Genomic DNA, 26,595 nt, shown 5'->3' with positions numbered 1-26,595 from the left:
GTCGGTCAGCCGGCCGCGGTCTCGGGGATCCGCGCGGCGTCGTCGTCCGCCCCCTGACCGTTCGAGCCCTTGCCGCGGTTCTTGATCGTCGCAGCGTAGACGTCGACGTACTCCTGACCGGACAGCCCCATCAGCTCGTAGATGACCTCGTCGGCGACGGCCCGCTCGATGAACCGGTTGCCGGCCAGGCCGTCGAATCGGGAGAAGTCCATCGGCTTGCCGAATCGGACCGTCACCTTGCCGAAGCGCAGCATCGTGGTGCCCGGCGGGTTGACGACGTCGGTGCCGATCATCGCGACCGGAATCACCGGCACGCCGGTCTGCAGCGCCAGCCGGGCCAGGCCCGTCTTGCCCTTGTACAGCCTGCCGTCGGGCGAGCGGGTGCCCTCCGGGTACATGCCCAGCAACTTGCCCGCGCCCAGCACCCGCTGCGCGGTGTCCAGGGCGGCCTGAGCGGTATCGGCATTGCTGCGGTCGATCGGCACCTGCCCGACCGCGGTGAAGAACCACCGGCTGAACCAGCCCTTGATCCCGGTGCCGGTGAAATATTCGGACTTCGCCAGGAAGGTGATGCGCCGCCGCACCACCAGCGGCAGATAGAAGCTGTCCATCACCGCGAGGTGGTTACTGGCCAGGATCGCCGGGCCGTGAGTCGGAACATGTTGCAGGCCTTCAACTTTCGGGCGGCCAAGCAACTGCAACAGCGGGCCCAGGAGGATGTACTTGAATAGCCAGTACCACATGGCCCTCCCTCTCGCCCGAAACCCGTTGATGTTCTGCGCCAACTGTACCCATCCGCGATCCAGCGGACCACTTCCAAACCCTGTGGATCACTCTTCGATCGTGACCGGGATGGGCTGGTATCGCGTCCGCACCTCGGCCCCGCCCGCGGGGGCGTCCTCGGCCGGTGCGCCGCCGCCGGGCGGCCTGTCGGGAGGCGATGGCGCGGACCGGTCGATGTCGTCGACGATCGCGCGGATCACCTCCAGCAGCGCGATGCTGTGGTCCGCGATCACGGTCAGCAGCGGGTGCTGGTCGCCGGTCGCCAGCGCGGCCAGCGCGCACACCGGGCACCAGACCTGCTGACACTTGCCGGTCCCGACCCCGTTGCCCGCCGTCATCGCGGCGGGCAGACGCACGGCGGGGTCGATCCCGTCGAGGATCGCCTCGGCGAGCTTGCGCAGTTCCGGACCGATGTCGGGGTGTGCCTGACTCACTTAGGCCACACCTCCGGATCTGGTCGAAAACGTACGGTCAGCTCACCGCCCCGCAGATGCGCGTCTTGCACCGTGCACCGTCGTAGTACGGACGCCAACCGAACCCGGCGCCGCAACCCGCCGGCGCTGATGATCAGGTCGTCGTCCACCCGGCCCAGCGACAGCGTTCCGGGGTCGAGCTGGGGCAACGTTAGCCGCATCCGGTAGATCGACCCAAGTCCCGACCCCGATTCGAGATCCACAATAGGACGCAATGGACCTGGTGGGGCCGCTCCACGTCGAAGTCGGGCGCTGTCGAGCAATCCGCCCAGCGCTTTGGGGCCAATCGGTTCCCCGGCCAAGTGCGGCGTCATGACCAGCGCGACGTCGCCGATCGTGGCGTCGAGCTCCTCGAGCACCGCGCGCTGCTCACTGATGCGTTCGCCATACCAGTAGAAGGCCGGGTGCTCGGGCAGGTTGCGGTACTCGTAGGACTCGTCTTCGACCAGAACCTGATTGACGATCAGCTCCTCGACGCGGACCCCCATCAGCGACAGCGAGCCCAGCGTGCGGACCGCCTCGGCGGCCACCACCCGCTCGGGCGTCAGCACCAGGTGCGCGCTGACGCGATCCCCGTCGGTGAGCAGCGCGCTGAGCCGCTCGACGCTGGAGCTGATGCGTTCGATCAGCTCGACCACCGCAGCGGAGCGGGCGTCGTCGGCGGTGATGGACAGCCGGCGGTGGCGTGGCCAGGCGCGCTCGACATAGAGCCCGAACGTGGCGGGCAGGGTGAGCATGCGCAACGCGTCGGCGGTCGAGGCGCAGTCGACGACGACGCGATCCCATTGTCGCGACGCCGCGAGCTCGCCGACGGCGTGCAGTCCGAGCACTTCCTGAACGCCCGGCAACGCCGAAAGTTCTTCGGGCGCAATGCTGCTCAGCTCCAAATCGGGGAACCGCCGATCCAGCGCGGTGACCACCTCGTGCCAGCGGGCCTCGAGCAGTGCCAGGGTGTCCAGTGCCATCGCGTCGAGCCAGCCACCGCCCGTCTCGGCGGTCTCGTCGGCCAGCACCCGAACCGGCTCGCCGCGACCGCTGGGCGGCACGGGAATGCCGAGCACGTCGCCCAGCGAGTGCGCCTGGTCGGTGGACACCACCAGCACGCGCTGCCCCTCGATCGCGTCACAGACCGCGGTGGCAGCGGCGAGGGTGGATTTTCCTACCCCGCCCTTCCCGACGAAGAGGCTGATCTTGGCCCTGAAGAAAGGAGGGGTGGGTGACACGGACTCACTCAGCCTCGACTCGTTTCTTGAGATCCTTCAATGCGGTGTCGGTCAGCCGGCGCTCGGCCTTGCGCTTGAGCAACCCGATCATCGGGATAGCTAGATCGACCGAGAGTTCGTAGGTGACATCGGTCCCAGAACCCTTGGGCGCCAACCGATATGAGCCCTCGAGTGACCGCAGCAGCGAGCTGGATACCAGGGTCCAGCTCAGCGACTTGTGGTCGGCCGGCCACTGGTAGGACATCACCATGGTGTCCTTGATGACCCCGGCGTCCATCACGAATCGCACGGTCTTCGGGTAGCCGTCGGCGCCGCGCTCCTGCACTTCGGCTTCCTTGTACTCCGAGATCCAGTCCGGGTAGGAGTCGATGTCGGCGATCACCTGCAGCACCGTGCCGGGATCTGCCTCGATGTGAATCGTGTGGGTCGTCTTTTCCGCCACGTGGCCGCTACCTTCTCTCCCGCATGGGGGTTCACCCCGATCATCTCCGGTAGTACCCGCCTTCGGACCAAAACGGTACTCCCCGGGCGAACGTTGACCGGAATCAAACTACCGGAGAAGCACCGACGGGTCGTGATCGTTCCAAGGTCGTCTTGACCTCGAAAGCCATTTTCTTGCCCGCCGCCCGGCGGCGGTGTGTCATTTTGGCCAGGTTCAGTTTGGCCAGCTGGTAGGCGGCCACCCCGGTGGGCTCGGCGTGCAGGAAGTAGTGCAGCACCACTCCGTCCAGCGAGGGCTCCAGCCACACCTCCATGGTGCCGGTCAGCGCCCCGGTGACCGCCCAGCGGATGCCCTTTTCGGCCCGGTCCTCGACGACCTTCAGCCGCAGATCCGGCCACCACCGTTGCCAGTTCGACCGATCGCCGATCGCGGCGCCGACCAGTGCGCCATCGGCGGCAACATACGTCTGGTCGGCGATCTGGATGCTGTGCATCGTGTCAGCTTCACACATCTATATGGGCGGATTGGCGCCGAGTCGACGCCAATCCGCCCAACCGACCGCTTGGTTGCTGCGCGAATGCCGCGATTAGGCTGGGCAACAGCAACCCGGCCACCGGTCACCAGACAATCGAGGTCAAAACCGTGCGTGAGTACAGCGTTCCCGCCCGCTTCTCTGTCGGGGAGCACGAAAACATCGCGACCATGGTCTTCGAGCACGAGCGCGACGACCCGAGTTTTGTCATCTACCGACGGCAGGTCGACGGGGTGTGGACCGACGTCACGTGCGCCGAGGCGGCCCAGCAGATTCGCGCGGCCGCGCTGGGCCTGATCTCGCTGGGCGTGCAGGCCGGCGACCGGGTGTCGATCTTCTCGGCCACCCGCTACGAGTGGGCGATCCTAGACCTGGCCATCCTGTCCATCGGCGCCGTCACCGTCCCAGTCTACGAGACCTCGTCGGCCGAGCAGGTGCGCTGGGTGCTGCAGGATTCCGAAGCCGTCGTGGCGTTCGCCGAAACCGACGCACACGCCGCGACGGTCACCGAGCTCACCGGCGAACTCCCGGCGCTGCGCCGGGTGCTGCACATCGACGGTGCGGGCCCCAAGGCGCTCGACCAGCTCGTCGAGGAGGGCGCGTCGGTCGATCCCGAGCAGCTGACCGCCCGGCTGGCCGCGCTGCGGTCGGACGACCCCGCGACGCTGATCTACACGTCGGGAACCACCGGACGTCCCAAAGGGTGTCAGCTGACGCACTCCAACCTGCTCTACGAGACGCGGGGTGCCAAGGAGTGCCTGCCGACCCAGCTGAACAAGGGGCAGCGGCTGCTGATCTTTTTGCCGCTGGCCCACGTGTTGGCCCGCGCGCTGACGCTGTCGGCGTTCGCCAACAAGGTGACCGTCGGCATCACCAGCGACATCAAGAACCTGCTGCCGATGTTCGCGGTGTTCAAGCCGACGGTCGTGGTGTCGGTGCCGCGGGTGTTCGAGAAGGTCTACAACACGGCCGAGCAAAACGCCGCCAACGACGGCAAGGGAGCGATCTTCGCGCGGGCCGTGCAAACCGCCGTCGACTGGAGCGAGGCCCACGACGAGGGCGGGCCCGGGCTGCTGCTGCGCGCCAAGCACGCGCTGTTCGACCGGCTGGTCTACCACAAGCTGCGCGCGGCGCTGGGCGGCGACTGCCACTCGTCGGTGTCCGGCGGCGCACCGCTGGGCGCGCGGCTCGGCCACTTCTACCGCGGGGTCGGCCTGACCATCCACGAGGGTTACGGCCTGACCGAGACCACCTCGGCCATCACGGTCAACCAGGTCGGCCGGTCAAGATCGGGACCGTCGGAACGTTGTTGCCGGGCAACAGCATGCGCATCGCCGACGACGGGGAGCTGTTGGTGCGCGGCGGCGTGGTGTTCAGCGGCTACTGGCGCAACGAACAGGCCACCGCCGAGGCGTTCGCCGACGGCTGGTTCAAGACCGGCGATCTCGGCGCGCTCGACGAGGACGGCTTCCTCAAGATCACCGGACGTAAGAAGGAGATCATCGTCACCGCGGGCGGCAAGAACGTCGCCCCCCGCCGTGCTGGAGGACCAGCTGCGCGCGCACCCGTTGATCAGCCAGGCGATGGTGGTCGGCGACGCCAAACCCTTTGTCGGCGCACTGATTACGATCGACCCCGAGGCCTTCGCCGGCTGGAAGGAACGCAACAGCAAGGCCGAGGGCCCGTCGGTGGGCGATCTGGCCACCGATCCCGATCTGGTCGCCGAGATCGACGCCGCGGTCAAGCAGGCTAACCTGTCGGTGTCGCATGCCGAGTCGATCCGCAAGTTCCGCATTCTTCCGGTCGACTTCACCGAGGACACCGGCGAGCTGACCCCGACGATGAAGCTCAAGCGCAACGTGGTGGCCGAGAAGTTCGCCTCCGATATCGAAGCGCTCTACCAGAAGGAATGACGTCCCGGGCGGCTCACGCCGGTGTCAGCAGCTCGGCCAGCCGGGCGGCCAGTGTGTCCCAGCGCCATTGCGAGGTCACCCACGCGCGTCCCGCCGCGCCCAGCGCGGCGGCCCGGGCCGGGTCGGCCAGCAACTCGGTGACGGCGTCGCCGATCTGTTGCACCGAGTTTCCGTCGACGACGAGTCCAGTCTTGTTGTGCTGCACGGCTTCCGGGGCTCCGCCCGAATCCCCGGCGATCACCGGCACTCCGGTCGCCGAAGCCTCCAAAAACACGATGCCCAGGCCCTCGATGTCCATGCCCGCGCCGCGGGTGTGGCACGGCATCGCGAACACGTCGGCCAGCGCGTAGTGGGCGGGCAATTCCGCCGACGGCACCGCGCCGGTGAACGTCACGTGGTCGGCCACGCCGCAGTCGGCGGCCAGCTTGCGCAGCGGGTCGAGGTACGGGCCGCTGCCGACGATCACCAGCGCGGCGCCGTCGACACGGCTCCGGATCGACGGCAACGCCTTGATCAGCATGTCCTGGCCCTTGCGCGGCACCAGCCTTGACAGGCACACGACGGTGGGCCGCTGCCCCAGCCGGTAGCGCCCGCGCAGCTCCGCGCGGCCGGCCGGGTCGGGCCGGAATCGGTCGGTGTCGACCCCCGACGGCAGGTATTCCAGCGATGCCGCGGGCCCGAAGGCCGTCGCGAACCGCGACCGCGTGTAGCGGCTGACGAACGTCACCACGTCGGTGTCGTTGCCGATGCGCCGCAGCACCGACCGCGCCACCGGAAGCATCGACCAGCCCACCTCGTGGCCGTGCGTGCTGGCCAGCACCCGTTTCGCGCCGGCCCGCCGCGCCCGCCCCGCCAGCAGCGCCAGGGGTGCGGCCGCGCCGAACCACACGGTGTCGATGCCGTGGTCGCCGATCAGCCGGCGCATCCGGGCATCGACGGCCGGCCCCGGCAGCATCAGGGTGCCCGGATGGCGCACCACTCGATAACCGGCCGCCTCCGCGTCGAAGACGTCGGCGCCCTTCCATTGCGGTGCGTACACCAGCACCGCGTGCGACCCGGTGTTCACCAGCCGGTCGACGAACTCGCGCAGGTAGGACTGGATGCCGCCACGCCGTGGCGGAAAGTCGTTGGTTACCAGCAGGACCCGGCTCACTTGCGTCAGGCTAGCCTGACGGCGATGCAGGCCGGCAAGCGGTGTGAAAAGGGGTCAGGCGATCAACCCCCGCCGCCCATCCATTGCTGCCGGCGCCCGAGCAGACCGACCGGGTCGATGTCGAGGACGTCGTGCGCGGCAGTGAACGGCTCGACGCGCGCGACGCCGCACACCGCCAGATAGTAGGCGCGCAATTTCGGCGCCCCGAAGGTAGCGGCGACGAAGCGGGCGAATCACCAGGCGCGGTCGTAGGCCACCGAGCGCTGCGGCCCGGGCGTGTCGAGGTCGATGTCCGAGGGCAGCGAGACAGGTTGCGAGCTCGCCTCGACCGGGACCCCGGTGGCGGGCCGGGCTATGAAATCGGCGGTGCCCTCGGTCAGCCACTGCGGCGCGTCGAGCGCGGTGTCGGCGCGCCGCATAGTGAAAAAGCTGGTGTGCCAACACAATTCGCAAAGCGTTGTCGCTCATGTTCGCCGCGCCCGGCGCGAACACCATCCGCTGGCCGACGACCACCCGGTGCGCGGGATCGATGCGATCGGCGACGGTGATCGCGGCGATGTCCGCCCACTGCGACGGCGGGCCGCCGCCAGCGGCGGCCCGAAACTCGGCGTCGGAGCCGGCGATCACCACCGAGATGTCGCGCGACCAGTCGACGCCCCAGAACGCCTCCACCTTTTCGATCGCGGTGCGCATCTCCGACGCGATATGGGCCAGCAGGCGGTCGGCGGCCGGTCCGCCCGGGCCGATCAGGCGGACCTGGCGGTCGCCGACGATCAGGGGTGCCCGCGCGGCGACCGGGCGACTGTGAGCGGGCGACGAGTTGTGCGGGTCTTGTCCGGCCGTCGCGCGCGTCCGACGGCACGGCCGCCGCCACCGCGATCTCGACGACGAAGACCCAGGCCAGCAGGACCGGAAGCCACCGGCGATGCCGACGGTAACGCCGGTGCCGCGAGAGGGGTCAGTAACGGCGAGCGTCGTGAATCGGGCCGGCGGCATTCATCGGCACCACCCGCACCGGCACGCCATAGGTCGAGGAGTGGACCACCATGCCGTCGCCGACGTAGATGCCACTGTGCGACGCATCGGAGTAGAAGGTCACCACGTCACCGGGCTGCAGGTCCGACAGCGCGACCGGTTGACCGCCGTTGGCCTGCGCCTGGCTGGAGTGCGGCAACGAGATGCCAGCCTGCTGGAAGGCCCACATCACCAGACCGGAGCAGTCGAATCCGCCAGGGGCCGCACCGCCCCACGAGTACGGCGTTCCGACCTGGGTCAGCGCCGCCTGCACCACGTTGGCGCGGTCGCCACCGATGCCGCCGGGACCACCGGGAGCCATGCCGGGCATTCCGGGGAACATTCCGGCCGGCTGCGGAGCCTCACCCGGCGGCAACGCGCCGGGCGGCAACGCGTCGGGCGCCGGCGCACCGGGGGCCGGAGCCGCCGCGGGTATCGGCCCGGGGTCGGCCAGCGCGGTGCGCTGCCGCGGCGACAGGGACACGTACTGAGATTTCACGACGGCGATCTGAACCTGCAGTTGGCTCTGCTTGGACTGCAGGCTGGCCCGGACCGCGGCGGCCTGCTCGGCCGCGCTCTTGGCTTCGGCGGCGGAGCGGGCCGAAGCCTGCTCGGCCTTGGCGGCCTGCTCACCCGCGGCGCGGAAACTTGCCATCTGCGCTGACATTTGGGTCGCCATCACGCGCTGCACGGCCATCTTGTCGATCAGCCCCTGCGGCGATTGCGCGGTCAGCATCGCCTCCATGCCGTCGACGCGGCCACCCATGTAGGTGGCGGCGGCGAGTTTGTTAACGGCGTTCTGGAAGGTGGCCAGCCGGGCCCGCGCCGCGTCCACCGCGGCCTGGTCGTCCGAGTGCTTCTTGCCGGCGGCCCGCTGGGCGGCGAGCTTCTGGTTGAGGTCGAGCTGCGCACTGTGCATGGCCTCGGTGGTCCGCTCGGCCTGCCGGGACAGCTCGGTGAGCTTTGCCAGGGCGTCGTCGGCTGGATCGGCCGCCACCTGCGCCGCACCCACACCCGATAAGACCGTAAGCCCTGCCAGCGTCCCGATGACTGACCGCGTGATGACACGCGAGATCGAATGCGCGGAGCCGAAACTCAAAGTATTGCTTCCTTAAACTGCCATCGACGGTCGAGGTCGAGCTGGGTTTAGGTCTCAAACAGGTTACGAAACGATATCTGCGTTTGTCCAAACCAGATCGTTAAGAAAATGGAAAGATTTCTGTCATAAGTATTGTGTAACGAGACGGGCCGCGCGGGGCATCCAGGGGTTTTGGCACTCGGGGCCATTAGGCGACGCCCGACCCGCGGTTTCGATGAATCGGCACCAGCCGCAGCCGCGGCGCCAACCCGACCTCCGCCAGCACTTCGAGCGCGGCCCGCTCGTCCTGCAACAAAGTTTCCGGTACCCCGAGTAGCACGCTGACCACGCAATCCCGGCATCCCGGGCCGCGCGCCGCGCAGTCGTCGCAGTCGATCACCACCGGTTCACCCGGTCCTGACGCGGTGCCGCCTTTGCTGTGGGTTCCGCTGCTGTGGGCCATCGGAATCGGTCCTCTCATCCGGCCTGTCAAAACTCAACTCGTCCTGACCCGAACGCTAACCGCGGGCACCGACACCTTTCGGCGCGCTTGCCCCACCGGTGTCGGCCCCGACGCTTAACGTCACGCCCATGCGTGTGACGGGTGGGACTCAGCTGAGTTTCGCCGACCTGGCAGCCGGTGGGGACTCCCCCTGGGCGCCCGCCGACGACCTCTCGCTGCGAGAGACCACCTTCGTGGTGGTGGACCTGGAGACGACCGGCGGACGCGGAAAAGACGGTGCGACCGCCGACGCCATCACCGAGATCGGGGCGGTCAAGGTCCGCGGCGGCGTCGTGCTCGGCGAATTCGGCACCCTGGTGGACCCGCAGCGCAGCATCCCGCCGCAGGTCGTGCGGCTGACCGGGATCACGACGGCGATGGTGTGCGACGCCCCGACCATCGACGCGGTGCTGCCGATGTTTTTGGAGTTCGCCGGCTTGGACAGCGGGGCGGTGCTGGTCGCCCACAACGCGGGGTTCGACGCCGGGTTTCTGCGCGCGGCCGCCGAACGCTGCGAAATCCGTTGGCCCAGAACGCAAGTGCTGTGCACGGTGCGGCTGGCGCGCCGGGTGCTGAGCCGGGAGGAGGCGCCCAGCGTGGCGTTGTCCGCGTTGGCGCGGCTGATCGCGGTCGCCGCCCAGCCCAGCCACCGGGCGCTGGACGACGCCCGCGCGACCGTCGACGTGCTGCACGCGCTGATCGAGCGGGTGGGCAACCAGGGCGTGCACACCTACTCCGACCTGCGCTCGTATCTGCCGGGCGTGAGCCCGACCCAGCGCCGCAAGCGGGTGCTCGCCGCGCAGCTGCCGCGCCGACCCGGGGTGTACCTGTTCCGCGGGCCGGCGGGCGAGGTGCTCTACGTCGGCACCGCCGTCGACCTGCGCCGCCGGGTCAGCCAGTACTTCACCGGCGCGGACCCGCGCGGCCGGATGAAGAAGATGGTCGCGCTGGCCGCCGCGGTCGACCACGTCGAGTGCGCGCACGCGCTGGAGCCGGCGTGCGCGAGTTGCGGATGCTGGCCGCGCACGCGCCGCCGTACAACCGCCGCTCGAAGTTCCCGCACCGGTGGTGGTGTGGTGCTGAGCGACGAGGCATTCCCGCGTTTGTCGGTGGTGCGGGCCCCGCGACGCGACCGCGCCATCGAGCCGTTTCGGTCCCGCGCCGACGCAGCCGACACCGCGCGGCTGCTGGCGCGGTTCACCGGAATCCGCACCTGCACAACGCGACTCGGCCGTTGCGCCCGGCACGGGCCGGCCTGCCCCGAGGTCGTGGTGTCCCCCTGCCCCGCCACCCGCGACCTGACCGCCGCGCAATACGCCGAGGCGACGCGGCGCGCCGCGGCACTGATCGACGGCGCGGACAACAGCACCCTGGCCGCCGCCGTCGGTCAGGTCACGGCACTGGCCGAGCATCGCCACTTCGAGAGCGCGGCGCGATTGCGCGACCGCACCGCCACCGCCGTCGAGGTGCTGTGGCGGGGCCAGCGGCTGCGGGCACTGGCCGCGCTGCCCGAGCTGATCGCCGCGGCCTCGGATGGCGACGGGGGCTATCACCTCGCCGTCATCCGCTACGGCCAGCTCGCCGCGGCCGGAACGGCCCAGCGCGGGGTGCCGCCGATGCCGGTCATCGACGCGATTCACGCTGGCGCACAAACGATTTTGACGGCCGATGCGCCGCTGGGCGGTGCGCTGGTCGAGGAGACCGCACTGATCGCGCGGTGGCTGGCCGCCCCGGGGGTGCGCATCGTGCGAGTCGCCGATGACATCGGCTGGGCCTCACCGCTGCGCTCGGCCGGCCCCTGGGCGGGGTGGGCGGCAACGGCGTGCTCGGCGCGGCTGGCGTGGCAACAGGATCCGGTGCGCGGGCCGGACTCAGGCCTGCTGGCTGAACCGCACCCAACGCGCGAGCAGCTGTTCGGCGGCCCCGGAGTCGATGGCCGCACTGGCCCGCTCCAGCCCGTCCTCCCACGCCGGCAGCCATTCAGCGCGGCTGGATAGGCCCGCGTGCGCGACGATCGCGCCGGCAGCGTTGAGCACGACGGCGTCACGGACCGCCCCCTTGACCCCGCCCAGCACGGCGCGCACCTCCTCGGCGTTGGCGTAGGCGTCGCCGCCCAGCAGTTGGTCCAGCTCGGCGCGGGCGAATCCGAACCCCGCGGGATCGAACGTCAGCTTGTCCACCGTGCCGGCCTGCACGCGCCAAATGGTGCTGGTGGTCGTCGTGGTCAGTTCGTCCAGGCCGTCGTCGCCGTGCACCACCAGCACGCTGGCCTGCCGCGCGGCGAACACCCCGGCCATCACCTCGGCGAGGTTGGCGAACGCGCACCCGATCAGACCGGCCCGTGGCAACGCCGGATTGGTAAGCGGCCCAAGCAGATTGAAGACCGTCGGGATACCGATCTCGCGGCGCACCGCCGAGGCGTGCCGGTAGGACGGATGGAACGCCGGGGCAAAGCAGAACCCGATCCCCACTTCGGCCAGGCTGCGCGCGACCTGGTCGGGCCCCAGGTCGATGCGCACCCCGAGGGCCTCGAGCGTGTCGGCACCGCCGGACAGCGAGGACGCCGCCCGGTTGCCGTGTTTGACCACCGGCACCCCCGCGGCCGCGACCACGATCGCGGCCATCGTGGACAGGTTGACGGTGTTGACGCCGTCGCCGCCGGTGCCGACGATGTCGACGGCGTCGCCGCGGACCGCCTCGGCGGGGATGCGGTGCGCGTGGCTGAGCATCACGTCGGCCAGCTCACTGACCTCGGCCGCGGTGGGAACCTTCATCTTCATCGCGACCGCGAAGGCGGCGATCTGGGCCGGGCGCGCGTTGCCCGTCATGATCTGGTCCATCGCCCAGGCGGCCTGGCCGCGGGCCAGGTTCTGCCCGTCGGTCAGCCGGCCCAGCAACTGCGGCCAGCTCGGCGCGGCCCCGGGAGCGGTTGCGGAAAACGCCCGGGGCATCCCTGGACCGCCTGGAGCCTCAGATGACAGAGCCACGCGCCGATGGTCCCACGCCGCGCAACCGACACCCAACCGTCGCTGCGGCCGTCGTTCCCGGCGTCGTTTCCGAACCCGGAAAAGTTCCGCAAAAATGACGCGCGGGGCGAATTTCCGCCCCGGGTAGAGTTCAACAACTACAAAGCGTCATACTTGCGGATGTGACGAGTGCTGTAGGGACCTCGGGGACCGCGATCACGTCGCGAGTTCATTCGCTGAATCGGCCCAACATGGTCAGTGTCGGCACCATAGTGTGGCTGTCGAGCGAGCTTATGTTCTTTGCTGGCCTGTTCGCGTTCTATTTCACGGCGCGGGCGCAGGCCGGCGGGAGCTGGCCACCGCCGCCGACCGAGCTGAATCTGTACCAAGCCGTACCGGTGACTTTGGTGTTGATCGCGTCGTCGTTCACCTGCCAGATGGGGGTGTTCGCCGCCGAGCGCGGCGACGTCTTCGGCCTGCGCCGCTGGTACGTGGTCACCTTCCTGATGGGACTGTTCTTCGTCCTCGGGCAGGCCTACGAGTACTTCCACCTGGGCACCCACGGGACGACCATCCACGGCAGCGCCTACGGCAGCGTGTTCTATCTGGCCACTGGTTTCCACGGCCTGCACGTCACCGGCGGGCTGATCGCCTTCATATTCCTGTTGGTGCGCACCGGGATGAGCAAGTTCACGCCCGCCCAGGCGACGGCCAGCATCGTCGTCTCCTACTACTGGCATTTCGTCGACATCGTGTGGATCGCGCTGTTCACCGTGATCTATTTCATCCGCTGAAGGCCGGCGCTTTCAAAGAGGAATGAACAGGAGTGCTCGGTTGAGGAAACTGGGATTCACCCGATCCCGCGGCCGCAAGCCGCAGAGCCAGCTTGGGAAAAAGGCCGGAAAAGAGCAGAGCAGGCGGCGGCTGCGCCGTCAGCTGTCCGGCGGCCTGCTGCTGATGATCGCGCTGACCGTCTCCGGTGGGCTGGCCGCCGTGCTCACCCCGACTCCGCAGGTCGCCGTCGCCGACGAGTCGAGCTCGGCGCTGCTGCGCAACGGCAAGCAGCTGTTCGACACCTCGTGCGTGTCCTGCCACGGCGCCAACCTGCAGGGCGTGCCGGATCACGGGCCCAGCCTGATCGGCGTCGGCGAGGCCGCCGTCTACTTTCAGGTGTCCAGCGGCCGCATGCCGGCCATGCGCGGCGAGGCGCAGGCCCCGCGCAAGGAACCGATTTTCGACGAGGCGCAGATCGACGCGCTCGGGGCGTACGTCCAGGCCAACGGTGGCGGCCCGACCGTGGTGCGCAACCCCGACGGCAGCATTGCCATGCACTCGCTGCGCGGCGACGACCTGGGCCGCGGCGGGGACCTGTTCCGCCTCAACTGCGCCTCCTGCCACAACTTCACGGGTAAGGGCGGCGCGCTGTCGTCGGGCAAGTTCGCGCCCGACCTCGGTGAGGCCAACGAGCAGCAGATCCTGACCGCGATGCTGACCGGCCCGCAGAACATGCCGAAGTTCGCCGACCGTCAACTGTCCTTCGAGGCCAAGAAGGACATCATCGGCTACGTCAAGAGCGTCACCGAGGAGCGGTCGCCGGGCGGCTACGGCCTGGGCGGCTTCGGACCCGCGCCGGAGGGCATGGCGGCGTGGATCATCGGGATGGTCGCCGCTATCGCGTTGGCACTGTGGATTGGGGCGCGAGCATGAGCTCGGAAAGCACAGGAGTCGGTAAAGAACCGGACCAGGCCGCATTGGCCGCGATGTCCAACCAGGAACTGCTGGAGCTGGGCGGCAAGATCGACGGCGTCGAGACCGTCTTCAAGGAGCCGCGCTGGCCGGTCGAGGGCACCAGGGCCGAAAAGCGCGCCGAGCGCGGCGTGGCCCTGTGGCTTTTGCTGGGCGGCGGCTTCGGGCTGGCGCTGCTGCTGATCTTCTTGTTCTGGCCGTGGCAGTACAAGGGCAACGGACAGGCCGGCAGCTTCGTCTACTCGCTGACCACGCCGCTGTACGGCTTCACCTTCGGGATGTCCATCCTGTCGATCGCCGTCGGCGCGATCTTGTTCCAGAAACGCTTTATCCCGGAAGAAATTTCGATCCAGGAGCGTCACGACGGCGCCTCCCGCGAGCTGGACCGCAAGACGGTCGTCGCGAACCTGACCGACGCGTATCAGACGTCGACGATCGGGCGCCGCAAGCTGATCGGGGCGTCGTTCGGCCTGGGCCTGGGCGCGTTCGGCCTCGGCACCCTGGTGGCGTTTGCCGGCGGGCTGATCAAGAACCCGTGGAAGCCGGTCGTGCCCACCGCCGACGGCATGAAGGCCGTGCTGTGGACGTCGGGCTGGACCCCGCGCTACCACGGCGAGACGATCTATTTGGCGCGCGCCACCGGCGCCACCGACGGCGCGCCGTTCGTCAAGATGCGGCCCGAAGACATCGACGCCGGCGGCATGGAGACCGTGTTCCCGTGGCGGGAGTCCGACGGCGACGGCACCACGGTGGAATCGCACGAGAAGCTGGTTGCCATCAAGCTGGGCGTGCGTAATCCCGTGATGCTCATCCGCATTCGGCCCTCCGACATGCCGCGGGTGGTCAAGCGCCAGAAGCAGGAGAGCTTCAACTTCGGCGAGTTCTTCGCCTTCACCAAGGTCTGCTCGCACCTGGGCTGCCCGTCATCGCTGTACGAGCAGCAGTCCTACCGAATCCTGTGCCCCTGCCACCAATCGCAGTTCGACGCCCTGCATTTCGCCAAGCCGATCTTCGGACCGGCGGCCCGCGCGCTGGCGCAACTGCCGATCACCATCGACTCAAACGGGTATCTGGTTGCCAACGGTGACTTCATCGAGCCCGTCGGTCCCGCGTTCTGGGAGAGGACGACAACATGAGGCCGAGACTGAGTCCCCCGAAGATCGGTGATGTGCTGGCCCGCCAGGGCGAGGACATCGACACCCGTTATCACCCGTCGGCCGCGGTGCGCCGGCAGCTCAACAAGGTCTTCCCAACGCACTGGTCGTTCCTGCTCGGCGAGATCGCGATGTACAGCTTCTTCGTGCTGCTGATCACCGGCGTGTACCTGACATTGTTCTTCGACCCGTCGATGGTCGACGTCACCTACAACGGCGTGTACCAGCCGCTGCGCGGCGTCGAGATGTCGCGGGCCTACCAGTCCGCGCTCGACATCTCCTTCGAGGTGCGCGGCGGCCTGTTCGTCCGCCAGATCCACCACTGGGCCGCGCTGATGTTCTCCGCGTCGATCATGGTGCACCTGGCGCGTATCTTCTTCACCGGCGCGTTCCGCCGGCCCCGCGAGGCGAACTGGGTGATCGGCTCGCTGCTGCTGATCCTGTCCATGTTCGAGGGCTACTTCGGCTACTCGCTGCCCGACGACCTGCTCTCCGGTATCGGTCTGCGGGCCGCGCTGTCGTCGATCACGCTGGGCATGCCGGTGATCGGAACCTGGTTGCACTGGGCACTTTTCGGCGGGGACTTCCCGGGCACCATCCTGATCCCCCGGATGTACGCGCTGCACATCCTGTTGATCCCGGGCATCATCCTGGCGCTGATCGGGCTGCACCTGGCCATGGTGTGGTTCCAGAAGCACACCCAGTTCCCCGGCCCGGGACGCACCGAGCACAACGTCGTCGGTGTGCGCGTCATGCCGGTGTTCGCGGTCAAGTCCGGCGCGTTCTTCGCCGCCATCGTCGGTGTGCTCGGCCTGATGGGCGGCCTGCTACAGATCAACCCGATCTGGAACTTGGGGCCCTACAAGCCATCTCAGGTGTCGGCCGGCTCGCAGCCCGACTTCTACATGATGTGGACGGAAGGCCTGGCGCGTATCTGGCCGCCGTGGGAGTTCTACATCGGGCACTACACCATCCCCGCGGTGGTCTGGGTCGCGCTGATCATGGGTGCGGTGTTCATCCTGCTGATCGTCTATCCGTTCCTGGAGAAGCGATTCAGCGGCGACAAGGCGCATCACAACCTGCTGCAGCGGCCGCGCGATGTGCCGGTGCGCACCTCGATCGGCGCGATGGCGATCGCCTTCTACATGCTGCTGACGCTGTGCGCGATGAACGACATCATCGCGTTCACGTTCCACATCTCGTTAAACGCGACGACCTGGATCGGGCGCATCGGCATGGTGGTCCTGCCGCCGCTGGTGTTCTTCATCAGCTACCGCTGGTGCATCGGGCTGCAGCGCAGCGACCGCGCGCTGCTCGAGCACGGCGTCGAGACCGGCATCATCAAGCGGCTGCCGCACGGTGCTTACATCGAGCTGCACCAGCCGCTCGGCCCGGTCGACGAGCACGGCCACCCGATCCCGCTGGAGTACCAGGGGGCGCCGATACCCAACAAGATGAACAAGCTGGGTTCGGCCGGTACGCCGGGCAGCGGCAGCTTCTTGTTCGCCGACCCGCCGGCCGAGGATGCGGCGCTGCGCGAGGCGGCCCATGCCTCCGAGCAGCGTGCGCTGACCGCGCTGCGGGAACGCCAGGAGACCAACGGGTTCCCGAACGGCGAGCACTAGCTACAGCTGGCGCGTTGCTGTTGGGCGGCGCGCAAAATCGACTCCGCGGTAACGTAGGCGGGCTTGTCCCGGTCGGCGGCACTGACTGGCAGCTCGGCGGCGCGGCCCAGCACCATCAGCGCCAGCGCGCTGTAGGTCGCGTACGGAATGATCAGCAGGTTGACCCGACGGTCTCCGCCTCCGATGGTCATCACGTGGTGGCGCTTCTGGTCCCATCCCGGCCAGTTGAAGTCGGGTGGCCGTTGCAGAGGTTGCCAATTGACGTTGATCGACGTGATGTCGCCCAGCATGGGAGTCAGAATGGCGACCAGGTCGGGCAGTTCGTTGCTGATGCGGTCGGCGCGGGGCCACCACGCGCCGTCGATGACGCGGCCAAGCTGACGAGCCACCGATAACCGGACGGGTTTGGCCCGACCCCGACCGCCGAACGGACGGCTCATCACCGATGTCGCCGGCTCGCGCCGCCGGGGTTATACAATTCACGGGCAATCCCTTCGCATCGACATCGCCCCCCTCGGTTGGGGGCGGCGGAGCGGGGCGCGACGCGGTATACCACCGCTGACAACGAGGCCAACTCACGCTTGACGCTACGCCACAGGTAGGCGGAGACCGAACGTGACTAGTGTGAAGCGGCCCAGAAATGGGGATGGCTATCTGATGGCGATTCAAGACTGGAACGACGCACCCGAGATTCACCCGTCGCAGATTCGAGTGGGTGACGTCATCGGCACGATTCGTCCCACCACTCTTCGCTATACGGTCAAGATGATCGGCTCACCGCACACGGGTCCACGGCAGTGGACGTTCTTCTGCCGCGACGACGGAGGTCAGCAGCACACCAGCACGTTCCGGGAGGACGAGTTGGTCCGCAGGTACACCAAGGCGTCGTGACACCGACCGGCTAGGTTGCGGCGGTTTCGCGGAGTAGCTGCCGGACATAGAGCCACTCGATCACCGGCATCGCCGCGGTGACGGCCGCGGCCAGCCCGTAACCGGTCCACGACAGACCGTCCTGCGTGATGGCCATCGAATAGGTCGCGGCGGCGACGGCAATCAGCGCGATACCCATCGTGCCGGTCAAAACGACGATGCCGCGCAAGAAGATTCGGTCCACGGCCTCGCCGGACCACTCCCCGGTATCGCCGGTTTTCTGGGCATGCTGCGGGCGCACTCGCTCGACGACGGTGCGGGTGGTGGACTGCCGGAGCGGCGGGCGGCCCTGTAGGGCGGTCGACCGGACGATCGGCGGTTCGGTCTTGGTCAGCCGCCGCGCCCGCAACAGCACCGGGATGGCCCCGGCGATGATCAGGGCGGACACGACGATCACCGTGTACAACACCCACGGCGTGCCGTGGGTGTTCCGGGCCGCGCTGTGCAGACCGCCGCCCAGCTCGGCCAGCGCGACGGCAGCGGCCACGCTGACGCCCAGCAACAGCAGCCAGATCGCGGCGCAGGTGCCCAGCAGAAGTCGATCGATGACATCCGGCGGAACGGTGTCGGACCCGCGTCGATACGCGGAGTATCTGCTGACCATCAGCAACTCGTCTGGGGCTGGTCGGCGTTGTTCGCCGACAGCACCGTGCCGTCGCTGGTGGTGATCGAGCAGTTGAGCCGGCTGACCCGGAACAGGCTGGACGCCTGCACCGAGCCGACGTCGGATTGCGAGATCGGCGTGACCGTCATGGACCACGGGATGTACACGTTGTGCTGGGTGCGGGAGCGGCCGGAGGCGTCGACGTAGGTCACCGAGATGATGTCGCCCGGCGCCTTGGTCCCCGTCACCGAATAGGTGACCTGTCGCGGACCGGCCGGCGTCGTCGGCGGCGGGGGCGCTGGAGGCAGGGCGGCGGTGGCCGACGTGGTGGCCGGCGAGGGTGTGGTGGCCGGCGCGGGTGTGGTGGCCGGCGCGGGTGTGGTGGACGGCGCGGGAGGTGGCGGCGGCGGAGGTGGCGGCGGCGTCACCGTCACAGTCTGGGTCTCCGTAGCTGTCGGGGGCGGTGGCGGCGGAGGTGGCGGCGGCGGAGGTGGGGGCGGCGGTTTGGTCGTGGTGATTTCGTCCTGCATCGGCTGCGTCGTCGAGGTGCTGGTGCCCGGGTTGGCGAGTTGGCTGGTGTCGGTGCGGGCGAACAGCAGCGACACCGAGACCACCAGCGCGATCGCGGCCACGATGGCCGCCACCCCGACCACCCACGGCCAGCGGGGCGTGCCGTGGTCGTCGTCGTCGGATGCGTCGTCGTAGTTCTCGTAGTCGTAAAGCCTCAGGTCGGCCGGCAGATAGGAGCCGCTGATGAAATGCTCGGACTCGGGAGCGGAGTACGCGCGCGAATACGCGTCCGTCTGACCGGTCTCTGCCGCCGGTATTGCGTCGCTGTCGCCGAACGGTTCGGCGTGTAAGGCCTGGTCGTGGTCGTCGAATTCATCGCCGGGCTCGCTACCGGAATGCGGTTCGTCGTCGACCACCCTGGCGGAATCGGATTCGTCGGGTTCCCATCCCGGGTGTTTCGGCCCGCTCATGTCTGCCTGCCCTATCCAACTGCCTCACCTGCGCACGGGGCTTCAGGGGTACCTCGTGTCGCGCGCGATCGGGAGATTCTCATGTGCCTGCGAAAACCCTACCGAACCGAGTAGCGCAAAGAAGTCTTGGCGAACGGGCGACAGCTCAACTGATGCCCGGATTGTTACCTTTGAGATGCAAATCAGTGCTTCTCTGGGCCTACGTAGTACTCGAAGACCAATCCGGCCGCCGAGGCAAGGATGAACGCGACGCCGGCAACGATCAGCCACGGCAGCCACAGCGCGATGCCCACCGCGGCGACCGAGCCGGACAGCGCAAGCAACAGCGGCCACCAGCTACGCGGGGCGAAGAATCCCAATTCTCCTGCACCGTCGCTGATTTCGGCGCCCTCGTAGTCCTCGGGCCGGGTGTCGAGGCGGCGAGCCACGAACCGGAAGAAGGTGGCCGTGATCAATGCCAGGCCGCCGGTCAGCGCCAGCGCGGTGGTGCCCGCCCACTCTTCACCACCGGTGGCGAACATCGCGGTCAGCACCCCGTAGAGCACCGCGGTGACGACGAAGAACGCGGCGATGAACTCGAACAGCCTCGCTTCGATATGCATTGCGTGTCCTAACCTATTGGTTGGGTCAGTTCACCGCGGCGGGTGTCGAACGGGTGGGTGGTCACCGCTACCGGTGACTGGGCGATCGCCTGCAACGCTTGGGCATTCGTCTTTCCGTCGATCCGTTGCTGCAGATAGGCCTTGAAGTCATTGGGCTCGACGACCCGGACCTCGAAGTTCATCATCGAGTGATAGGTGCCGCAGAACTCGGCGCAGTGACCCACGAAAGCGCCGGTCTTCTGGATCTCTTCGACCTGGAAGACGTTGACGGAGTTGTTTTCCTTGGGATGCGGTATCACGTCGCGCTTGAACAGGAACTCCGGCACCCAGAAGGTATGGATCACGTCGGCCGAATTCAAAACGAATTCGATGCGCTTGCCGGCCGGAAGCACCAGCACCGGAATCTCGGAAGGCGTTCCCAGGGTTTCGACCTTGTCGAAGCCCAGATAGGTCCGGTCTTCGAGGTTGATCCCGTGCACCGGCCCGACGCGCTCCTCGCCGTGCTCGTCCTTGCCCTCCGGCTTGGAGACCATCGCCTTTTTGCGGGCCTCGTCGGCACCGTCGTAGCTGAGCGTGCCGTCCTTGAAGTTGACGCTCTGATAGCCGAACTTCCAGTTCCACTGGAACGCCGTGACGTCGATCACAACTTCGGGGTTCTTGTCCAGATGCAGCATCTTCTCCTGCACCACGACGGTGAAGTAGAACAGCACCGAGATGATCAGGAACGGCGTCACCGTCAGCACCAGCTCGAGCGGCATGTTGTAGCCGAACTGGCGGGGCAGCTCGGTGTCCGACACCCTCTTGCGGTGGAACGCCGACGACCAGAAGATCAGGCCCCACACGGTGGCACCGACGACCAGCGAAGCGATCACCGCGCCGATCCACAGCTCCCGGTTGAGGTGGGCCTGCGGGGTGATGCCCTCGGGCCAGCCCAGCCCGAACACCGTCTGCCAGCTGCATCCGCTGAGGGTCAGTGCCAGCACACCCAGCGTCGCGGCCAGCGCCAGTGGTCGAAGTCGACAGGAAAGACCCCTGGGTGCGTCTGGCGAACGGCGCTGAAATATGCCCTGCGACAAACGCTGCGAACGGAATTGCCCGCCGGGTGTCACGTTGGCGCCTCCTGCTCGAACGTCGAATACTACGTAGCGTAGACCACGCCGCTCGGCGCGGCGACCAAAACCCCGGCCCGTCGGCCGCCGCGTCGGCGCGACCGGCCCGGTGCGGCGCCCCCAACGATCGCCGAAGTATGGCATACTTGGTGGCCGTGTGTGGACTGCTGGCGTTCGTCGCGGACCCGGCCGGCCCGGCTGCGAGCGGCTCCGATCACGCGGCCGCCGCGGCACGGACCGACAGCGCCGTGGCCCGCTCGTCGCATCTGATGCGCCACCGCGGCCCCGACGAGCCGGGCACCTGGACGGATCTGGGCGCCGACGGGTCGGTCGTGTTCAGCTTCAACCGGCTGTCGATCATCGATATCGAGCATTCACATCAGCCGCTGCGCTGGGGGCCGCCCGACGCGCCCGACCGCTACGTGCTGGTGTTCAACGGCGAGATCTACAACTACCTCGAGCTGCGCGACGAGCTCACCGCCCGGCACGGGGCCGCGTTCACCACCGACGGGGACGGCGAGGCGATCGTCGCCGGCTACCACCACTGGGGTACCGAGGTGTTGACCCGGCTGCGCGGCATGTTCGCGTTCGCCCTCTGGGACACCGTCACGCGCGAATTGTTCTGCGCCCGTGACCCTTTCGGCATCAAGCCGCTGTTCATGGCGACCGGCGCCGGCGGCACCGCGGTGGCCAGCGAGAAGAAATGTCTGCTGGATCTGGTCGAGCTGGTGGGATTCGACACCGCGATCGACAGCCGAGCCGTCCAGCACTACACCGGGCTGCAGTACGTGCCGGAGCCCGAGACGCTGCACCGCGGCGTGCGCCGACTCGAATCGGGCTGCTACGCCCGGATCCGGCCCGGGTCAGCGCCGCGGGTCACCCGCTACTTCGCGCCGCGCTTCGCCGCGGTGCCGTTGACCCGCGACACCGCGCAGGCCCGCTACGACGAGATCACCGCGGTGCTCGAGGATTCGGTGGCCAAGCACATGCGCGCCGACGTCACGGTTGGGGCGTTCCTGTCCGGCGGCATCGACTCCACCGCGATCGCGGCGCTGGCCATCCGGCACAACCCCCGGCTGATCACGTTCACCACCGGCTTCGAGCGCGAGGGATTCTCCGAGATCGACGTCGCGGTGGCCTCGGCCGAGGTGATCGGGGCGCGCCACATCGCCAAGGTGGTCAGCGCGGGCGAGTTCGTCGCCGCCCTGCCTGAGATCGTCTGGTACCTCGACGAACCGGTCGCCGACCCGGCACTGGTCCCGCTGTTCTTCGTCGCCCGCGAGGCCCGCAAGCACGTCAAGGTGGTGCTCTCCGGCGAGGGTGCCGACGAGCTGTTCGGCGGCTACACGATCTATCGAGAACCGTTGGCGCTGAAGCCTTTTGACTATCTGCCGCGGCCACTGCGGCGTTTTATGGGCCGGGTCTCCAAGTCGCTGCCCGACGGCATGCGCGGCAAGAGCCTGCTGCATCGCGGTTCGCTGACGCTCGAGGAGCGCTACTACGGCAATGCCCGCAACTTCTCCGACGCGCAGCTGCGCGACGTGTTGCCCGGGTTCCGCGCGGAGTGGACGCACACCGACGTGACGGCCCCGGTGTACACCGAATCGGCGGGCTGGGATCCGGTGGCGCGCATGCAGCATGTCGACCTGTTCACCTGGCTGCGCGGCGACATTCTGGTCAAGGCCGACAAGATGACGATGGCCAACTCGCTGGAGCTTCGGGTGCCGTTTCTGGACCCCGAGGTGTTCGCCGTCGCGTCCCGGTTACCCGTCGAGGCGAAGATCACCCGCACGACGACGAAGTACGCGCTGCGCCGGGCGCTGGAACCCATCGTCCCCGCCCACGTGCTGCACCGGCCCAAGCTGGGGTTCCCGGTGCCGATCCGGCATTGGCTGCGCGCCGGCGAACTGCTGGAGTGGGCCTACGCGACGGTGGACGCTTCGCAGGCCGGTCATTTGGTCGACACCGCCGCCGTGCGCCGCATGCTCGACGAACACCGCAACGGCGTCAGCGATCACAGCCGCCGGCTTTGGACGGTGCTGATCTTCATGCTCTGGCACGCGATCTTCGTCGAGCACAGTGTGGTGCCCCGGATCAGCGAGCCGGTCTACCCGGTGCAGCTCTAGCCCGCGGGCCGGCGGGCCGCGCGTTCAGTGTGAATCCTGGCCGCCCTCAACGCACGACCAAAGCCGTGCGTTCACCCTGAACGCCCGGCCCGAGCGGCTTAGGCCAGCACCGCGGCGATCTCGGCGGCCGCGCCGTCGCCGTAAGCGCCCGCCAGCCGCGTCTTGGCGACCTCGTGATCCCACGTCCACTCCTGGGTGCCGGTCGACTCGAGCACCAGCACGGCCACCAGCGAGCCCAGCTGCGCCGAGCGCTCGAGGCTCAGCCCCGCGGTGCGCCCGGTCAGGAAGCCGGCCCGGAACGCGTCGCCGACGCCGGTGGGGTCGGTCTGGCTGTTCTCCGGCACCACGCCGACGTGTGTGGTGGTGCCGTCCTTGTCGACGATGTCGACGCCCTTGGCGCCCAGCGTGGTCACCCGCAGACCGACCTTGCCCAGCACGTCGTTCTCCGACCAGCCGGTCTTGTTGAGCAATAGCTCCCATTCGTAGTCGTTGGTGAACAGGTAGGCGGCGCCGTCGATCAACCTGTCGATCTCTTCCCCGGACAGCCGCGGCAGCTGCTGGGACGGATCGGCCGCGAAGTCCAGTCCGAGCTTGCGGCACTCCTCGGTGTGCACCACCATCGCGTCGGGGTCGTTGGCCCCGATGATCACCAGATCCGGCTTGCCCACCGACGCGACGACGTCGGCGAGCTTGATGTTGCGGGCCTCCGACATCGCACCCGGGTAGAACGACGCGATCTGGGCCATGTCCTCGTCGGTGGTGCAGGTGAACCGCGCGGTGTGGGCGGTCTTGGAGATCAGCACGTTCTCGCAGTTGACACCGTGGCGCTCCAGCCATTCGCGGTACTCGCCGAAGTCGTCGCCCGCCGCGCCGACCAGAGCAACGTCACCGCCGAGCACCCCGATGGCGAAGGCGATGTTGCCCGCCACGCCGCCACGATGGATCACCAAGTCGTCGACCAGGAAGCTGAGCGATACCTTCTGCAGATGCTCGGCCAGCAGATGCTCGGAGAACCGGCCGGGGAAACGCATCAGATTGTCGGTCGCTATCGAACCGGTCACCGCGATCGTCACGAAAATTCCACCCTTCATCGGTAAGCGCGTCCAGCCTACCCACGCGTTTCGACCGCCGTTGTGTCCGCAGTCGGGGAACGGGTGTGCGCTAGCCTCCCTAGGGAACTCACTCAAGTCGCCGGGACCGAATACTCGGGCGGTACCCGCTCGTGGTCGGTGTCTACCAGCTAGGAGAACGACAATGGGCGGTCCGCAATCGCCGAATCACGCTGTCGGCGGCGACGGACCCGTGCCCTACACCGAGCCGGTCGACTTTCCGCGCGACCGTCCGGTCGGCGAGACCCCGTTTCCGGCCGGCCCGCCCAACGAGCCGCCGCTGGGCCCCTACCCCGGCCCGCCGCCACCGGGCTATCCGAAGCGGCGCTCCACGCGACGGCTGGTCATCGGGGTGCTGGCGGCGGTTGCGCTGGTCGCGGCGATGACGGCGGCGATCGTCTACGGCGTCCGCACCAACGGCGCCAACACCGGGGCCGCCTTCTCCGAGGCATCGGCCAAGACGGCGATTCAGGGCTACCTGGACGCACTGCAGGACCGCAACACCGACGAGATCGCCCGCAACGCGCTATGCGGCCTGTACGACGGCGTCCATGACCGCCGCTCGGACCAGGCGCTGGCCAAGCTGAGCAGCGACGCGTTCCGCAAGCAGTTCTCGCGGGTGCAAGTGACCTCGGTCGACAAGATCGTGTACCTGTCGCAGTACCAGGCTCAGGCGCTGTTCACGATGCAGGTGTCGCCTGCCGCCGGCGGCCCGATGCGCGGTCAGGTTCAGGGTGTCGCGCAGCTGTTGTTCCAGCGCGGCGACGTGCTGGTGTGCTCGTATGTGCTGCGTACCGGGGGCTCGTACTAGCCCGTCCGGCTCAGTTGAAGGAGTCCCCGCAGGCGCAAGAACCCGTGGCGTTCGGATTGTCGATGGTGAAGCCCTGCTTCTCGATGGTGTCGACGAAGTCGATCGACGCGCCTTCCACGTACGGGGCGCTCATCCGGTCCACCGTCAGCGTCACACCGCCGAAGTCGGCGGTCAGGTCGCCGTCCAGCGAACGGTCGTCGAAGAACAGGTTGTAGCGCAGGCCGGCGCATCCGCCCGGCTGGACTGCGATACGCAGCGCCAGGTCGTCGCGTCCCTCCTGGTCCAGCAGGGACTTCGCCTTGGTGGCGGCGGCCTCGGTCAGGATTACGCCATGGGTCTTGGCGGTCGACTCGTTCTGCACTGTCATTGTGTCTCCTACATGCCTGTTGTTGGGTAGGTGCCCGGGCACCCGAACCACTCGGGTAAAACCCAATGCCTCAACGGTACCTCGCAGGACCGCTATTCCCGAGTCGCGCCGCCACCTGTGACGCTAATCCCATCAGCTGGTTTGCCGCGTCGGCCAGCGCCAAGCCGACCGAGCCCGCGTATTCGGCGATCGACAGCGCGGACATGATGCCCGCCGTTCGCACCGCGGATTTGTCCAGTCCGACCTGTCCGGCCAGCACGATCACCGGAATTCCCAGCGGGCCGGCGGCCGCCGCCAGCGAGCCGACCACCTTCCCGTGCAGCGACTGTTCGTCGAACTTGCCTTCGCCGGTGACGATCAGTTCGGCGATATCGAGGTCGTCGGCCAGATGGGTGTGCTCGGCGATGATCGCGGCACCGGACTCGCAGCGGCCGCCGAGCGCCAGCAGGCCCGCGCCGATACCGCCGGCTGCCCCGGCCCCCGGCTCGGAGCTGACGTCGCGCCCGGCCACGGCCTCCAGGTGCAGCGCCCACGCCTCGAGGCGGACTTCCAGCGCCGCGACCGTGGCGGTTTCGGCGCCTTTCTGCGGGCCGAACACGCGGGCCGCGCCCCAGGGCCCCACCAGCGGATACTCGGTGTCCGAGGCGGCGATCAGCTCGACGTCGGCCAGTTGGTGCCGAGCGACTCCCAGGCCGCCCAGCTCGGCGATCATGCCTTGGCCGCCGTCGGTGCACGCGCTGCCGCCCAGGCCCACCACGATCCGCTTGGCTCCGACCCGAAGCGCCTCGGCGATCAGCTGTCCGACTCCCCTGCTGTGTGCCGTCAGCGCGGTCTCCGGGTCGACCGGCCGCCCTAGCAGGGCCAGACCGCACGCCTGGGCGATCTCCAGGTAGGCGGTCGCCGTCTCCGGATCCCACACCCACTCGGCATCCACCGTGGCGTCCAGCGGCCCGATCACCTCGATGTGCCGCTTCTGCCCTATCCGATTGGCCAGCACCTCGATGAAACCCGGACCGCCGTCGGACTGCGGGGCGACGATGAACTGGTCGCCCGGGCGCGACCGGGTCCAGCCGGTCGCGATGGCGGCGGCAGCCTCCAGCGCCGAAAGACTGTCGCCGTAGCAATCCGGGGCCACCAACACCCGCATAGCCGGCAATTGCAAACGACCCGGAGAAACGCCATTGGCAACATCATCCGAGGCCATCGAGCCGTCATTCATCACCCGTAGCCGTTCATCACCGTTAAGGGTAGGTCCAATTGTCGCGTGGCCGCAGAGCTATCGCGATGCCTGACGGGCCCATTCATCAAACGGGGCCGGCCGCGAAGTAACCTGGCGGTTGTGAAGTTGTTGGG

General features: G+C 68.2%; 24 protein-coding genes and 3 pseudogenes. 9 read left to right on the top strand and 18 right to left on the bottom strand.

What is annotated here, in order from left to right; genetic code table 11:
• Nucleotides 1-5 precede the first annotated feature (5 nt).
• The 5 genes from T428_RS0101830 to T428_RS0101810 form a co-directional block, all read right to left on the bottom strand.
• Nucleotides 6-743 carry a lysophospholipid acyltransferase family protein gene (locus T428_RS0101830; RefSeq protein ID WP_025735135.1) on the bottom strand — a complete coding sequence of 246 codons (738 nt, stop codon included), beginning with the start codon at nt 741-743 and terminating at the stop codon, nt 6-8.
• An 87-nt stretch (nt 744-830) separates the two neighbouring features.
• Nucleotides 831-1,217, bottom strand: a complete 387-nt coding sequence (locus tag T428_RS0101825; RefSeq protein ID WP_025735134.1) for a hypothetical protein — start codon at nt 1,215-1,217, stop codon at nt 831-833.
• Complete coding sequence (locus T428_RS0101820) at nt 1,214-2,479, bottom strand: ArsA family ATPase (RefSeq protein ID WP_084298583.1); 1,266 nt, start codon at nt 2,477-2,479, stop codon at nt 1,214-1,216. The genes T428_RS0101825 and T428_RS0101820 overlap by 4 nt, the downstream gene beginning before the upstream one ends.
• A 4-nt stretch (nt 2,480-2,483) precedes the next feature.
• Complete coding sequence (locus T428_RS0101815; RefSeq protein WP_025735132.1) at nt 2,484-2,921, bottom strand: SRPBCC family protein; 438 nt, start codon at nt 2,919-2,921, stop codon at nt 2,484-2,486.
• A 103-nt stretch (nt 2,922-3,024) separates the two neighbouring features.
• A complete protein-coding gene (locus tag T428_RS0101810) occupies nt 3,025-3,414 on the bottom strand; it encodes a hypothetical protein (RefSeq protein WP_025735131.1) in 390 nt (129 codons plus the stop codon).
• A 149-nt stretch (nt 3,415-3,563) separates the two neighbouring features.
• On the opposite strand from T428_RS0101810, the pseudogene T428_RS25020 reads away from it, so the two are divergent.
• Nucleotides 3,564-5,366: pseudogene (locus T428_RS25020) on the top strand (AMP-dependent synthetase/ligase).
• Between the two features lie 13 nt (nt 5,367-5,379).
• Here the strand turns inward: T428_RS25020 and pimB are convergent.
• From pimB to T428_RS0101775, 4 genes and pseudogenes are all read right to left on the bottom strand, one after another.
• On the bottom strand, nt 5,380-6,519 hold the full coding sequence (gene pimB / locus T428_RS0101800) for a GDP-mannose-dependent alpha-(1-6)-phosphatidylinositol monomannoside mannosyltransferase (protein WP_025735130.1): 1,140 nt from the start codon (nt 6,517-6,519) through the stop codon (nt 5,380-5,382).
• 62 nt (nt 6,520-6,581) lie between these two features.
• Nucleotides 6,582-7,393 (bottom strand): annotated as a pseudogene (locus T428_RS25015) (hypothetical protein).
• 84 nt (nt 7,394-7,477) lie between these two features.
• Nucleotides 7,478-8,632 (bottom strand): peptidoglycan hydrolase RipC, encoded by a 1,155-nt coding sequence (ripC, locus tag T428_RS0101780; RefSeq protein WP_036466803.1) that lies wholly within the window; start codon nt 8,630-8,632, stop codon nt 7,478-7,480.
• 187 nt (nt 8,633-8,819) lie between these two features.
• The gene (locus T428_RS0101775; RefSeq protein WP_025735126.1) at nt 8,820-9,074 is read right to left on the bottom strand and encodes a hypothetical protein; all 255 of its coding nucleotides are present in this window, start codon (nt 9,072-9,074) and stop codon (nt 8,820-8,822) included.
• Between the two features lie 128 nt (nt 9,075-9,202).
• On the opposite strand from T428_RS0101775, the pseudogene T428_RS31545 reads away from it, so the two are divergent.
• Nucleotides 9,203-11,047, top strand: a pseudogene (locus T428_RS31545) (DEDD exonuclease domain-containing protein); the annotation flags it as partial.
• Here the strand turns inward: T428_RS31545 and trpD are convergent.
• Entirely contained in the window at nt 10,985-12,064 is a 1,080-nt protein-coding gene (gene trpD / locus T428_RS0101765; RefSeq protein ID WP_036466801.1) for an anthranilate phosphoribosyltransferase, read from the bottom strand. The pseudogene T428_RS31545 and the gene trpD sit on opposite strands and share 63 nt — an antisense overlap.
• A 197-nt stretch (nt 12,065-12,261) precedes the next feature.
• Between trpD and ctaE the strand changes: the two genes are divergently transcribed.
• Genes ctaE through qcrB form a run of 4 tightly spaced genes read left to right on the top strand, consistent with a single transcriptional unit; the run spans nt 12,262 to nt 16,604 of the window.
• Nucleotides 12,262-12,873, top strand: a complete 612-nt coding sequence (ctaE, locus tag T428_RS0101755; protein ID WP_025735123.1) for an aa3-type cytochrome oxidase subunit III — start codon at nt 12,262-12,264, stop codon at nt 12,871-12,873.
• Nucleotides 12,874-12,913: 40 nt separating this feature from the next.
• Entirely contained in the window at nt 12,914-13,786 is an 873-nt protein-coding gene (gene qcrC, locus T428_RS0101750) for a cytochrome bc1 complex diheme cytochrome c subunit (protein ID WP_025735122.1), read from the top strand.
• Entirely contained in the window at nt 13,783-14,961 is a 1,179-nt protein-coding gene (gene qcrA / locus T428_RS0101745; protein WP_025735121.1) for a cytochrome bc1 complex Rieske iron-sulfur subunit, read from the top strand. Before qcrC ends, qcrA begins: the two co-directional genes overlap by 4 nt.
• Entirely contained in the window at nt 14,958-16,604 is a 1,647-nt protein-coding gene (qcrB, locus tag T428_RS0101740; protein WP_025735120.1) for a cytochrome bc1 complex cytochrome b subunit, read from the top strand. The genes qcrA and qcrB overlap by 4 nt, the downstream gene beginning before the upstream one ends.
• Here the strand turns inward: qcrB and T428_RS0101735 are convergent.
• Nucleotides 16,601-17,044, bottom strand: a complete 444-nt coding sequence (locus T428_RS0101735; RefSeq protein WP_025735119.1) for a DUF5994 family protein — start codon at nt 17,042-17,044, stop codon at nt 16,601-16,603. The genes qcrB and T428_RS0101735 overlap by 4 nt on opposite strands.
• A 217-nt stretch (nt 17,045-17,261) precedes the next feature.
• Between T428_RS0101735 and T428_RS0101730 the strand changes: the two genes are divergently transcribed.
• The gene (locus T428_RS0101730; RefSeq protein WP_025735118.1) at nt 17,262-17,495 is read left to right on the top strand and encodes a hypothetical protein; all 234 of its coding nucleotides are present in this window, start codon (nt 17,262-17,264) and stop codon (nt 17,493-17,495) included.
• Between the two features lie 10 nt (nt 17,496-17,505).
• Here the strand turns inward: T428_RS0101730 and T428_RS0101725 are convergent, their stop codons facing one another.
• From T428_RS0101725 to ctaC, 4 genes are all read right to left on the bottom strand, one after another.
• Nucleotides 17,506-18,138, bottom strand: a complete 633-nt coding sequence (locus T428_RS0101725; protein ID WP_025735117.1) for a DUF2561 family protein — start codon at nt 18,136-18,138, stop codon at nt 17,506-17,508.
• A complete protein-coding gene (locus tag T428_RS0101720; protein ID WP_025735116.1) occupies nt 18,138-19,118 on the bottom strand; it encodes an MmpS family transport accessory protein in 981 nt (326 codons plus the stop codon). The genes T428_RS0101725 and T428_RS0101720 overlap by 1 nt, the downstream gene beginning before the upstream one ends.
• Before the next feature lie 182 nt (nt 19,119-19,300).
• Nucleotides 19,301-19,720 carry a cytochrome c oxidase subunit 4 gene (locus T428_RS0101715; RefSeq protein ID WP_025735115.1) on the bottom strand — a complete coding sequence of 140 codons (420 nt, stop codon included), beginning with the start codon at nt 19,718-19,720 and terminating at the stop codon, nt 19,301-19,303.
• Between the two features lie 8 nt (nt 19,721-19,728).
• Entirely contained in the window at nt 19,729-20,829 is a 1,101-nt protein-coding gene (ctaC, locus tag T428_RS0101710) for an aa3-type cytochrome oxidase subunit II (protein WP_025735114.1), read from the bottom strand.
• Between the two features lie 155 nt (nt 20,830-20,984).
• Between ctaC and asnB the strand changes: the two genes are divergently transcribed.
• Complete coding sequence (asnB, locus tag T428_RS0101705) at nt 20,985-22,955, top strand: asparagine synthase (glutamine-hydrolyzing) (protein ID WP_025735113.1); 1,971 nt, start codon at nt 20,985-20,987, stop codon at nt 22,953-22,955.
• A gap of 98 nt (nt 22,956-23,053) precedes the next feature.
• Here the strand turns inward: asnB and T428_RS0101700 are convergent, their stop codons facing one another.
• Nucleotides 23,054-24,028, bottom strand: a complete 975-nt coding sequence (locus T428_RS0101700) for a carbohydrate kinase family protein (RefSeq protein ID WP_025735112.1) — start codon at nt 24,026-24,028, stop codon at nt 23,054-23,056.
• Between the two features lie 181 nt (nt 24,029-24,209).
• On the opposite strand from T428_RS0101700, the gene T428_RS0101695 reads away from it, so the two are divergent.
• Nucleotides 24,210-24,875: an Rv0361 family membrane protein gene (locus T428_RS0101695; protein WP_025735111.1), complete on the top strand. Its 666-nt coding sequence runs from the start codon at nt 24,210-24,212 to the stop codon at nt 24,873-24,875.
• Between the two features lie 10 nt (nt 24,876-24,885).
• Here the strand turns inward: T428_RS0101695 and T428_RS0101690 are convergent, their stop codons facing one another.
• Both T428_RS0101690 and T428_RS0101685 read right to left on the bottom strand, forming a co-directional pair.
• Entirely contained in the window at nt 24,886-25,242 is a 357-nt protein-coding gene (locus tag T428_RS0101690; protein ID WP_025735110.1) for a HesB/IscA family protein, read from the bottom strand.
• 70 nt (nt 25,243-25,312) lie between these two features.
• Complete coding sequence (locus T428_RS0101685; protein ID WP_025735109.1) at nt 25,313-26,389, bottom strand: glycerate kinase family protein; 1,077 nt, start codon at nt 26,387-26,389, stop codon at nt 25,313-25,315.
• Nucleotides 26,390-26,595 lie beyond the last annotated feature (206 nt).

This window comes from Mycobacterium genavense ATCC 51234, from assembly GCF_000526915.1.
GTDB lineage: Bacteria > Actinomycetota > Actinomycetes > Mycobacteriales > Mycobacteriaceae > Mycobacterium > Mycobacterium genavense.
Note: the sequence above shows the minus strand (reverse complement) of the source record. Positions and strands in the feature narration are given on the sequence as shown.

Bases quoted from the DNA above. Each gene is read 5' to 3' on its own strand.
- T428_RS0101830 (WP_025735135.1), bottom strand. From the start codon at position 743: ATGTGGTACTGGCTATTCAAGTACATCCTCCTGGGCCCGCTGTTGCAG.
- T428_RS0101810 (WP_025735131.1), bottom strand. From the start codon at position 3,414: ATGCACAGCATCCAGATCGCCGACCAGACGTATGTTGCCGCCGATGGC.
- T428_RS0101775 (WP_025735126.1), bottom strand. From the start codon at position 9,074: ATGGCCCACAGCAGCGGAACCCACAGCAAAGGCGGCACCGCGTCAGGA.
- trpD (WP_036466801.1), bottom strand. From the start codon at position 12,064: ATGCCCCGGGCGTTTTCCGCAACCGCTCCCGGGGCCGCGCCGAGCTGG.
- qcrA (WP_025735121.1), top strand. From the start codon at position 13,783: ATGAGCTCGGAAAGCACAGGAGTCGGTAAAGAACCGGACCAGGCCGCA.
- qcrB (WP_025735120.1), top strand. From the start codon at position 14,958: ATGAGGCCGAGACTGAGTCCCCCGAAGATCGGTGATGTGCTGGCCCGC.
- T428_RS0101735 (WP_025735119.1), bottom strand. From the start codon at position 17,044: ATGAGCCGTCCGTTCGGCGGTCGGGGTCGGGCCAAACCCGTCCGGTTA.
- T428_RS0101730 (WP_025735118.1), top strand. From the start codon at position 17,262: ATGGCGATTCAAGACTGGAACGACGCACCCGAGATTCACCCGTCGCAG.
- T428_RS0101725 (WP_025735117.1), bottom strand. From the start codon at position 18,138: ATGGTCAGCAGATACTCCGCGTATCGACGCGGGTCCGACACCGTTCCG.
- T428_RS0101720 (WP_025735116.1), bottom strand. From the start codon at position 19,118: ATGAGCGGGCCGAAACACCCGGGATGGGAACCCGACGAATCCGATTCC.
- T428_RS0101715 (WP_025735115.1), bottom strand. From the start codon at position 19,720: ATGCATATCGAAGCGAGGCTGTTCGAGTTCATCGCCGCGTTCTTCGTC.
- T428_RS0101695 (WP_025735111.1), top strand. From the start codon at position 24,210: ATGGGCGGTCCGCAATCGCCGAATCACGCTGTCGGCGGCGACGGACCC.
- T428_RS0101690 (WP_025735110.1), bottom strand. From the start codon at position 25,242: ATGACAGTGCAGAACGAGTCGACCGCCAAGACCCATGGCGTAATCCTG.
- T428_RS0101685 (WP_025735109.1), bottom strand. From the start codon at position 26,389: ATGCGGGTGTTGGTGGCCCCGGATTGCTACGGCGACAGTCTTTCGGCG.